Source organism: Pseudogulbenkiania ferrooxidans 2002, assembly GCF_000174355.1.
In the GTDB taxonomy this organism is placed as follows: domain Bacteria; phylum Pseudomonadota; class Gammaproteobacteria; order Burkholderiales; family Chromobacteriaceae; genus Pseudogulbenkiania; species Pseudogulbenkiania ferrooxidans.
The window spans coordinates 525127-534937 of sequence record NZ_ACIS01000002.1; the positions used below are offsets into that span (position 1 = coordinate 525127).

Annotated in this window: 6 protein-coding genes, 1 pseudogene and 1 other annotated feature; of the genes and pseudogenes, 1 reads left to right on the forward strand and 6 read right to left on the reverse strand. The window is 59.2% G+C overall.

Annotation, left to right across the window (positions count from 1 at the left end; translation table 11 throughout):
• Position 1: 1 nt before the first annotated feature.
• The 3 genes and pseudogenes from FURADRAFT_RS05075 to FURADRAFT_RS20965 form a co-directional block, all read right to left on the reverse strand.
• Positions 2-2062, reverse strand: a complete 2061-nt coding sequence (locus FURADRAFT_RS05075; protein WP_008953047.1) for an NADH:flavin oxidoreductase — start codon at positions 2060-2062, stop codon at positions 2-4.
• A 9-nt stretch (positions 2063-2071) separates the two neighbouring features.
• On the reverse strand, positions 2072-2605 hold the full coding sequence (locus tag FURADRAFT_RS05080; RefSeq protein ID WP_008953048.1) for a DUF5943 domain-containing protein: 534 nt from the start codon (positions 2603-2605) through the stop codon (positions 2072-2074).
• 338 nt (positions 2606-2943) lie between these two features.
• A pseudogene (locus FURADRAFT_RS20965) lies at positions 2944-3084 on the reverse strand (IS5/IS1182 family transposase); the annotation flags it as partial.
• Positions 3085-3182: 98 nt separating this feature from the next.
• Between FURADRAFT_RS20965 and FURADRAFT_RS05095 the strand changes: the two are divergent.
• A protein-coding gene (locus tag FURADRAFT_RS05095; RefSeq protein WP_086007375.1) for an IS3 family transposase occupies positions 3183-4411 on the forward strand; the annotation gives its coding sequence in 2 pieces (ribosomal slippage) (positions 3183-3471 and positions 3471-4411; 1230 coding nt in all).
• Positions 3461-3577 (forward strand) — a sequence feature (AL1L pseudoknot). (Overlaps the previous gene by 117 nt.)
• Before the next feature lie 112 nt (positions 4412-4523).
• Here the strand turns inward: FURADRAFT_RS05095 and FURADRAFT_RS20440 are convergent.
• From FURADRAFT_RS20440 to FURADRAFT_RS05105, 3 genes are read right to left on the reverse strand one after another with little or no spacing between them, the layout of a single operon-like run.
• Complete coding sequence (locus FURADRAFT_RS20440; protein ID WP_008953052.1) at positions 4524-5285, reverse strand: hypothetical protein; 762 nt, start codon at positions 5283-5285, stop codon at positions 4524-4526.
• Between the two features lie 3 nt (positions 5286-5288).
• Positions 5289-7328: a LysM peptidoglycan-binding domain-containing protein gene (locus tag FURADRAFT_RS20075; RefSeq protein ID WP_008953053.1), complete on the reverse strand. Its 2040-nt coding sequence runs from the start codon at positions 7326-7328 to the stop codon at positions 5289-5291.
• Entirely contained in the window at positions 7325-9460 is a 2136-nt protein-coding gene (locus FURADRAFT_RS05105; protein ID WP_008953054.1) for a type VI secretion system Vgr family protein, read from the reverse strand. Before FURADRAFT_RS05105 ends, FURADRAFT_RS20075 begins: the two co-directional genes overlap by 4 nt.
• Positions 9461-9811 lie beyond the last annotated feature (351 nt).

Sequence of the window (9811 nt, forward strand, 5' to 3'; positions counted from 1 at the left end):
GTCAGAAGTCCTTCACCAGACGCAGTGCGTCATAGATCGCACCGTGGATGTTGTGCATGGAGATGCAGTCGCCGACGCGGAACAGCAGGAACTCGTCGCCACTGAGCGGCTCGGACAGGCACGGCTGCGGCTGCGAGGCGAACAGCGTGTGCACGTCGGTGATGCCCTGGTTCTTCGAGCGTTCCTTGAGCGACCAGTACAGCGTGTCGTTCGGCAGGATGCCGTTCTCGATCACCACCTGGTCGACCGCGCGCTCTTCCAGCGCCTCGGTGTATTCGTTGCGCAGCACCGCGATCAGCTTGTCGCCCTCCTGGTAGACCTTGTCCATCCAGTAGTTGGGGGTCGGGATCATGCCCTGCGCGTAGAGGCGGCGGTAGAAGATCGGGAAGGTGGTGCCGCCGGTGTCGTCGCCCACCTTCACGTCGGGAGTGACGATCTCGACCTGGCTGCCGCGGCTGGCCAGGAAGTCGGCCACGCCGAAGCCGGCATGGCTGCTGACGGCGTCGTACACCAGCACGTTCTTCTTCGGCTCGACCTTGCCGGACAGGATGTCCCAGCCGGTGACGGCCAAGCCTTCGGCCACACCCCAGCCCGGCACCATGCCGCTGTTGGGCACGCCGCCGGTGGCGAGCACCACGATGTCCGGCTTCTCGGCCAGGATCATGGCTTCGTCGGCGGCGGTGCCGAGACGACGGTCCACGCCCAGGCGCTGGGTTTCCATGTCGAGCCAGCGCACGATGCCGGCCATCTGCTCGCGCTGCGGCGCCTTGGCGGCGAGCACGATCTGGCCGCCGACTACGTCGTTCTTCTCGAACAGCACCACGTCGTGGCCGCGCTCGCGGGCGACGCGGGCGGCTTCCAGCCCGGCCGGGCCGGCGCCGACGACGACCACCTTGCGCTTGTGCTTGGCCTTCTCGAAGGTGTGCGGCATGGTCGCTTCGCGGCTGGTGGCGGCGTTCTGGATACAGAGCACGTCCTGGCCGAAGTACTGGCGGTCGATGCAGTAGTTGGCGCCGACGCACTGGCGGATCTGGTCTTCCTTGCCGTCGCGGATCTTGATCACCAGGTGCGGGTCGGCGATGTGGGCGCGTGTCATGCCGACCATGTCGACCATGCCGGAGGACAGGATGCGCTCGGCCTGGTTCGGGTCGCGGATGCTCTGCGCGTGCATCACCGGCACCTTGGACACCGACTTGATGCCGGCGGCCAGGTGCACGAACGGTTCCGGCGGCAGCGCCATCGGCGGCATGCAGTTGGCCAGGGTGTTGTGGGTGTCGCCGCCCGAGCCAACCACCGACAGGTAGTCGATCAGGCCGGTTTCCGACATCGCCTGGGCGATGTCCTTCAGCATGTCGTGGGTCAGGCCGTCTTCATGGAATTCGTCACCGCACATGCGCAGGCCGACGCAGAAGTCGGCGCCGACTTCCTCGCGGATCGCCTGGAACACCTCGATGCCGAAGCGCATGCGGTTCTCCAGCGAGCCGCCGTATTGGTCGGTACGGAAGTTGGTGCGCGGGCTCCAGAACTGGTCGATCAGGTGCTGGTGCGCGGCCGACACTTCCATGCCGTCGAGACCCGACGCCTTGATGCGGCGCGCGGCCTGCTTGAAGTCGCCGATAATGCGCTTGATCTCGTGCGCTTCGATGATCTTGGCGTTGCCGCGGTGCACCGGCTCGCGGACCCCGGACGGGCTCACCAGGTGCGGCCAGTGCTCGCCGTAGTAGCTCGAGCGGCGCCCCATGTGGGTGGCCTGGATCATGATCTTGGCGCCGTGGCGGTGCATGGCTTCGGCCAACCTGGCGAGCGGATCGATGATCCTGTCGGTGGACAGGTTCACCGACTTCCACCAGCTTTGCGGGCTGTCGATCGACACCGGACTGGAACCGCCGCAGATGGCGAGACCGAGGCCGCCCTTGGCCTTTTCCTCGTAGTAGCGGATGTAGCGCTCACCGGGCAGGCCGCCGGGCTCGGCGTACACCTCGGCGTGCGCGGTGCTGACGATACGGTTGCGCAGCGTCAGCTTGTTCAGCGTGATCGGCGAAAACAGGTGCGGATAGCGCATGATGCCCCCTTACTTCGGCTCGACGGTGAAGACGCAGTAGTCGGCGCCCTGGCCGGCGCACTGGGTTTCGGCGCTGATGGTGTGGTAGTCGTAGCCCAGCTTCTCACCCACCCAGTCCATGGCCCCGGCAAACCAGCCGGCGAACATGTAACAGGCCATACCTTCGCTTTGCGGCGCACCGGCCACGCCCTGCGCCAGCACGAAGCAGGAATGGTCGAGGCGGATCTTGGCATGGCCGGTGGCTGCGTCGGCCTCGATGAAGGAGAACTGGCCCCAACCACGCTGCGACAGACGGTTGAGGTAATGCTCGAACACCTCCATGCCTTCCAGGCCATGAGTCCGCGCTTCGCTGTCGCACCAGAAGTAGGCGGAGCGGTAGCCCGCGTCGTACAGAGCCTCGGAATAGGTGCCCTTGCCCAGCGCCGCTTCAACGGCCATGTGGTTGTTGACGAAGAAGTGGCGCGGCACATACAGCATCGGCAGGCCGTTGGTAGTCCACACACCGGAATCCGGATCTACGTCGATAGGAACGAGTGGTTGCATCAGAATCTCCTGCACGTTGTCGTGGCACGGCGCACAGGGGGCACGCCGTCAGTCAGGAGAAATGGTGCACGAGGCGGTTTCGGCCAACGTCGGCAGCAGCGACCGGTTTTTGCCGCAGACCGACACGGGGTGGCGTAAAGAAACTACTAAGATGGGGGATACAGCGGGCTTGAGGGATGGGGAAACACTAAGGTTTGACTATGGCAAGGTGAACCTGCCCTTAGCTTGTACCTTGCTGGAAAAGCAGAATCACCTGAACAATCACGGAGGTGCATGTGGTGGAGCACTGTTGCAGAACTCTGATGCGAGGTAAGTCCCCTTTTCCCCAAGCGAACTTGTCCCACTGGCACCGGCATCGGTGCTCCAAGCGCCGTGAAGCGATTCAGGATCGCCGCTCGCACCCGCAACTCTGCAACCTGACGATGATAGTCTCGTGCCATGACCCGCTGCACCAATCTCTTACAGCCCCCCATTTTTGTCTAAACTAGGCGGTGACGGTAACCCATTCTTACAGACAGCGACGATGGTGAACCGCCCCGGGTTTCGTAGAGGCTCCGACTCTTGAGAAAATGGAGCCATGAAGAAATTGAACAAGTTCTCACCTGAGGTCCGCGAGCGCGCTGTGCGCATGGTGCATGAGCACCGTGGAGAGTACCCGTCACTGTGGGCTGCCGTGGAATCGATCGCTCCGAAGATTGGCTGCGTTCCGCAAACGTTACTGGAATGGGTAAAGCGCGATGAGGTCGATACGGGTGCCCGTACTGGTGTGACCACATCCGAAGCGCAGCGGATCAAGGATCTGGAGCGCCAGGTCAAGGAACTGCAGAAGGCCAACGAGATCCTCAAGCTGGCAAGCGCGTTTTTCGCCCAGGCGGAACTCGACCGCCGCCTCAAGTCCTGAGGACTTTTGTCGACCAGCATCGCGACCGTTTCGGGGTCGAGTCGATTTGCGCTGTGCTGCAGATTGCCCCGTCCGGTTATTGGCGCCATGCAGCCCACAAGCGGAATCCAGCACTGCGATGTGCTCGTGTCCTGCGTGACGAAGCACTGATGCCGCATATTGAGCGCGTTTGGCAGATCAATCTGCGGGTCTACGGCGCCGACAAGGTTTGGCGTCAGATGAATCGCGAGGGCATTGCTGTAGCTCGCTGCACGGTTGAGCGCCTGATGCGTCGTCTTGGTCTTCGCGGTGCCATACGCGGAAAGGTTGTCAAAACCACGGTGGCGGACAGCAAGGCGCCGTGCCCGCTGGACCGAGTGAATCGACAATTCAAGGCTGATCGTCCGAATCAGCTATGGGTGTCCGACTTCACCTATGTCTCGACTTGGCAGGGCTTTGTTTATGTGGCTTTCGTCATCGATGTCTTTGCTCGCCGTATCGTCGGCTGGCGGGGCAGCAGTTCGATGCAGACCGACTTCGTGCTGGACGCGCTGGAGCAGGCGCTGTACGCCCGGCAACCGAAAGCTGACGATGCACTGATCCATCATTCGGATCGCGGGTCGCAATATGTCTCTATTCGGTACTCTGAGCGATTGGCCGAGGCCGGTATTGAGCCCTCCGTTGGTAGTCGCGGTGACAGCTATGACAATGCTCTGGCCGAAACCATCAACGGGTTATACAAGGCTGAGATGATCCATCGCCGGGCGCCATGGAAGACCCGCGAGGCGGTCGAGCTGGCCACGCTGGAGTGGGTATCCTGGTTCAATCACCATAGGCTGCTGGAACCGATTGGGTATATCCCGCCGGCCGAAGCCGAGGCAAACTACTACCGACAACTCGCCGAACAGGCTTGTATGATGGCCTAACTTAAACCAACCGGCCTCCACGAAAGCCGGGGCGGTTCATGGCGCCGGATGCGCTCGGGATTCATTAACCGTCCCACTCGGTCTATGAGACTGCCGTGTGCTCTGCTGTATCTTATTGTTTTCGAGGGACGATATTTATCCCTTCGCAATCATCCCAAGCCATCTTGCAATCCATTTTCTCATTGGGCAGGACTGAAAATGTATAATAAATATTTTTCTTGCCACCATCCAGTATTCCACTCCATTTAAATGAATAATTATTACCAATTTTTGCCAGGAGCGGATGGCTAGAATTTCCTTTTCTAGGAAAATTCCCCCGAAAATAAAACAGCTCAACCAAAGTTTTGTATTTTCTGTCAAAGACATAGTAGGTATAGTGTGTATCCGATTTGTCGTATTTGTCAGGGATATTCTCTGTTATGAAGTACAGATAAACATAGTTCTTGTTGCTAAATAATACTTCTATAAAATTATTGTTTTTGTCTTTGGGTATACCGCTAACGTCGAATCGGTAAATCTCCCCATTTTCACTAAGCTGTAATTCACCGGTTTCTTTATATTCTTTTTCAGCAATGTTAATGTATTTTTTTTTCTCTTCCGGGGTATATTTTCTTCGAACCGACACCAGCCTTCCCGTTAGATTGTCTTTTTTGTCAATAACAACTAAGTATGGCACATCAAGCGCCAATACTCTACTGCGTTCATTGTCAGGTTTTTTTTCGGTTTCTCTTATAAATTCGTATCCTCTACAAATTTGGGGCTCTTGTATTTTCTCGCACTCTTGTCGGTAGTAGCGAGTTTCTTCCGTTTCACCAAGCGCAAGATTCGAACATAGAATGGCCAGTGCCACAACGTAAAATAGTGCTTTCATCATTTTCTAGCGATTTCTGCAATTATCAATAAGGGGAAGGGGGTCGAAACGACCAACTAAGCCAAGCCCGGGATTAGGGTCTTTTCGGGCCTCAAAATGTAAATGCCCACCTACCGCGATGGTAGTCATGCCTGCTGCATTGCCGCTACAGCCTGTGGCACCAATGGAATCGCCGGCTTTGACAAATACTGGATTACTTTGAGTTGGCTTTTCCACTGAAACAGTTTCCATATGTGCATAGAAAAAATACACCGTTTCTTGCGGGCCTAGCTTGCTTTGGCAGTAGGCGCGCTTGTCAGCCGGCAAATCATTCAAATCCACTTCCAATACCACACATTTGCCATAGTTTTTGCCGGGCTTTTTATCTTGATCCACTACTATGGCCACCCGCGCGTTGGCTACTGCCCGCAATGGCGTGCCGACGTCTGCTTGCAGATCGATCCCCTGATGAGCACGCGGCTTGCCATCTTTGTCTTTTCGCACCATGCCAAAAGTGGCAGAACGTTTGCTGGCTAGGTGGGCTGTACGGATGATGCAGTGCGGCAAGGGGTCGACCCAGTGTTCTGTCGTACCTGCAGGCTGCGAGACCGAGGGAGTATCAGGACGCGTGGCAGGTTGGGGGGGCTTGGGAGGTGATGGGTGTCTTTGTGTCGGGGCCAGCTTGCCATGTGGTATCTGTACTGCAGGGCCACCCAGTTTGGTAAAAACGTCGGCCATCCGTGCCGCTTGGTAACTGCTGGGGTCGACCATGAAATGGTCCGGGCGAAGCCGTGCATCGACCAGGTCATAAGCCAGCCAGTAACGATAAGCTGGTCGGTATTTATCATCAAACTTTGTTGCGTACACTTTAGCCAACGCTTCCCCATGTCTGCGCCCCAGCTGTGCGGCAAAAAATGTTTTTGACATCTGATCATCTAGCATATTTTTTATAATGGAATTGGCCCCTGCAGCCCCCTCATGATGCGCCAAATACGCCAACTTGACCTTCTCTACGTCATTCAGGCTATCTACCGGCAATCCATACTGTTTTCTCAAGGCGCGTAGGTTGATCTGGATGTAACAAGCCGCGGAATCGATTGATAGCTCGGCATTGGTCCGCCAATCCAGTACAGACTCCCAGCTTGGGGCTGGTTTCGTTTTCTGGATGCATTCGTACAGTTTGGACTGCTTGTCGCAAGACACGTCTTTCCACATACGGGGCAGACATTGCATCAGGCCTACAGCAGAACTGCTATCTGCCTTGCCATTTTCCAACCACTCACCTTTGCGACTTTTGGCCGCTTCTACCTGCATGAAAGCCGCCAGAGCTTGAGGTGATAGGCCATATTTCTTGGCGGTTTCAATAATGCATTTCCGATATTTTTCGTTTACTGGCGCCAGTCTCAGGTTTTCACTGGTGAATATCGGCGCAATGACCTGCACTGGCTTGCAATCCTCCAGCCGAACCTTTTTTTGATAAGGCTCTGTATCAACTTGAGGCATGGCGGGTGGGAGCTTATCTTTACCCGCTGGCCGTTTCGGAGGTTGCGGAGGATTTTTTTTCCGAATCTCGCCCTTGATACTTGCCTGGCTTTGCTGTTGCGCACCTTCCTTCGCAGTCAGGTTGCCTTTTATCTTGATGGTCCGTGCTTGCAGGGTCATGAACTGCTCACCTAGCGGGACCAAGCCATCCTTGTAGATGGAAACAAACTTGCCCGAAATGTCCTTGAAAAATATCTCGATGCCCTTGCTGATGTCCGTAATGTTCAATCCTGTGACCAGACCATCGCTGTTCCCCTTGACCTCCTGTTCCTTGCCATCATGCTTTACCTTGAGCACCGGGTGCTTGATCGGCTGGCTCGCCAGGTCAAGTAGTTGTAGTGTCAATTTGCTGTCTGCATCCCCGGCAGTGCTGTCGCCTTCAATCAGAAGGTTTTGCCCGATGGCCAGGTGGTGACGGCTATGCTTGGTAAAGTGGTTCAGTTGGGCAATTTGCTCAATGTCCAGACCCAGTCGATGGCAAATTTTCCATAGGCTGTCTCCAGCCTTGACTGTATAGGTTTTCACGACTTACTCCCGCCTAACTCGGTGACGTGCCTGTCATCTTCATCACTGATGCCAGGATGGTCGTCCCCGTCATCGTTGTCTTCTTCTGCCGAGGCATACAAAGCTGTCCAGGCTTCTTCCTGCCCTAGAATGGCATCGTACTGTTGAGGTGTTTCTGATTCGACCAGCTTGCTAACAGCAATGCTGGAAATATCCTGTTTCAGTAGCACGTGTTTTTCATCCGAATCCACCATATGGGCAGTCGCTTTCTGCGGTGTCTCCCCATCCAGGGACATCAGCATTACTTTCCTGGCCTGAGTCCCTGCCGATGAGAACTCTGGGAATGTAGCAAACAGGCTGTCACCGCCACTCGACAGATGCTCCGCCCCTTTTACACTCACCGTACCGGGACAATGCACCTCGATATTGCCGCCGGCCAGGCGGATGTAGGCACCGCCACCGACGTTGAGCAGGATTTCCTGTGCGGCGGCAATGTGAATCTTGTCTTTGCACGACGTCACCGTTACGTCCTTATCCGCCGTCAGCTCCATCGCATCGCTTTGCGCCTGGACCTGCACCTTGCCCTTGGTGGCGATCAGCTTCAGGCTCACTGCGTCCTTCACTCCCGCCACGAACAGGCTGATGTGCTGCCCCACGTTGTGCAGCCAGCGCCGGCCCGAGGTCTGTTGGGTATCGCGCTGGGCGATTTGGTCGAGATTGGTGCCGGCGGCCAGGGTGAGGCTGTTGTCGGTCGTTGCGGCGAGGCCGGCCGGGGCGCTGAGGATCATCAGTGGCTGCTGGCCGGCTTGAGCCAATCCCTCACCTGTTGGAGCGATGTTGGATTCTTTATGACTGAGCGAGGTAGCGGAGCGTCGCGAAGGATTAGTGTTAGTTCCGGCTTCCCACGCCTTCAGCGCCGCGGCGTGGTGCTGCAGGTGGCCGTCGGCTTTGTTCGCGCCTTTGCCGTTGTCGGGCTTGATCTCGGTGGGCCCGGTTTCGACAGAGTCGGCCAGCTGCGCGGTAGCGGTCTCGCCCAGCGATTGGCTCAGGCTCAGCGCGGCGTCGAGCTGGCTTTGCGCGCCGTCGCGCGCCAGTTGTTTGCCGGAGGCTGAGGGCTGCGCTTCGGTGCTGAGCAGCAGGCCGTGGCCGGCGCGGATGGCGCCGTGGCGGTCGGTGCGCAGTTCGAAGCCCTCGCCGCGCGGCGTGGCTTTGCCGTCGGTTCTGGGGTGGGTGAGGTAGCCCTGGTTGAGCTGCGTCTGGCCGTGCTCGCTGCTGAGCTTGGCGCGCACTTCGCCAGGTGTGTCGTCGAACAGCAGTTCGTTGTACTGGCCGCCCTGGTGCTCTTTCGACTTGATGCCGGACAGGGTCTTGTTGGCCGGCAGGTTGCCGGCGCCGCTGAAGGCGGGCGGCGGGTGGCTGCCGTTGTACAGCACGCCGGTGATGACCGGGCGGTCGATGTCGCCTTCGAGGAAGTCGACCAGCACTTCCTGGCCGATACGCGGGATGAACTGGTGGCCCCAGCCGGCGCCGGCCGAGGGCATGGCGACGCGCAGCCAGCAGCTGGAGGTGTCGTCGAGGTTGGCGCCGATCGTCGGGTGTTCGTCGGGACGCTGCCAGTGGAACTGGACCTTGATGCGGCCGTGGGCGTCGGTGTGGATCTCTTCCCCCGCAGGCCCGACCACGGTGGCGGTCTGGGCGCCACGCGCGGTGGGCTTGGCCAGCGCGGTGCCGGCGTAGGCCGGGGTGAGCGGCAGGCCGCGGCGCTGGGCGCTGAAGGTGGTGTGGTACGGAACGTCGCTTGCCGACGTGTCGGCCCCCGCGCCGGCGGTCGACGTTGGCCGAAGGCTGGGCGGCAGGGCCCGTGCCAGGTCGGTCGGCAGGTTGTTGCGGGCGGTGAAGGTCTGGCGCGTGACGATGAATTCGCGCTGTTCGGGAGCGTCTCCCTCGTGCGCCGGGTGGTCGTCGAGGCGGAACCACTGCCCGGCGGCGAGCCCGCGCACCGAGCCGCCACCGTCGAAGCGGTTTGGCCCTGCGCGTCGTGCGCCTGCTGGCGCAACCCGGGCGTAGTGGGCGAGCTTGGTCGGGCATTCGCCGGCGTAGTAAGGGGCCGGGGACGTCGTAATCCTGCAGGCTGCTTTGCAACCGCGTCCCATCGGAGCCCTGCTCGACGGCGCTGCTATCCCCCGCTGTAACCCGGTAGCGACCGGCTGGGTAGTCCAAAGCTGGCCCAGCGCCCACGCCGCCCACTGACCGATCCCGGCGCGGTGCCGTCCCCAGCGGGGTGGAGGGCCATCCTTCTTCTTCCGGTCGCATCGCTGCGGGTGGGAAGCGGCACCCCGCTTCCACCCCGGGCGGGCCGGGCGGCGAAATACGGGGTCGTCGAAAGGCGACGAAGCTGGACCAGCGGGGAAGAGCCCCGGCGCGGACGCGGGCGCGACTTTGCTCGCTCGCTCCCTTCTCCATTGCTCGAAGCGGCCAGGGCCAACCTTTCTTTCGTGCAGCAG

Bases quoted from the DNA above. Each gene is read 5' to 3' on its own strand.
- FURADRAFT_RS20440 (WP_008953052.1), bottom strand. From the start codon at position 5,285: ATGATGAAAGCACTATTTTACGTTGTGGCACTGGCCATTCTATGTTCG.
- FURADRAFT_RS05075 (WP_008953047.1), bottom strand. From the start codon at position 2,062: ATGCGCTATCCGCACCTGTTTTCGCCGATCACGCTGAACAAGCTGACG.
- FURADRAFT_RS05080 (WP_008953048.1), bottom strand. From the start codon at position 2,605: ATGCAACCACTCGTTCCTATCGACGTAGATCCGGATTCCGGTGTGTGG.
- FURADRAFT_RS05105 (WP_008953054.1), bottom strand. From the start codon at position 9,460: ATGGGACGCGGTTGCAAAGCAGCCTGCAGGATTACGACGTCCCCGGCC.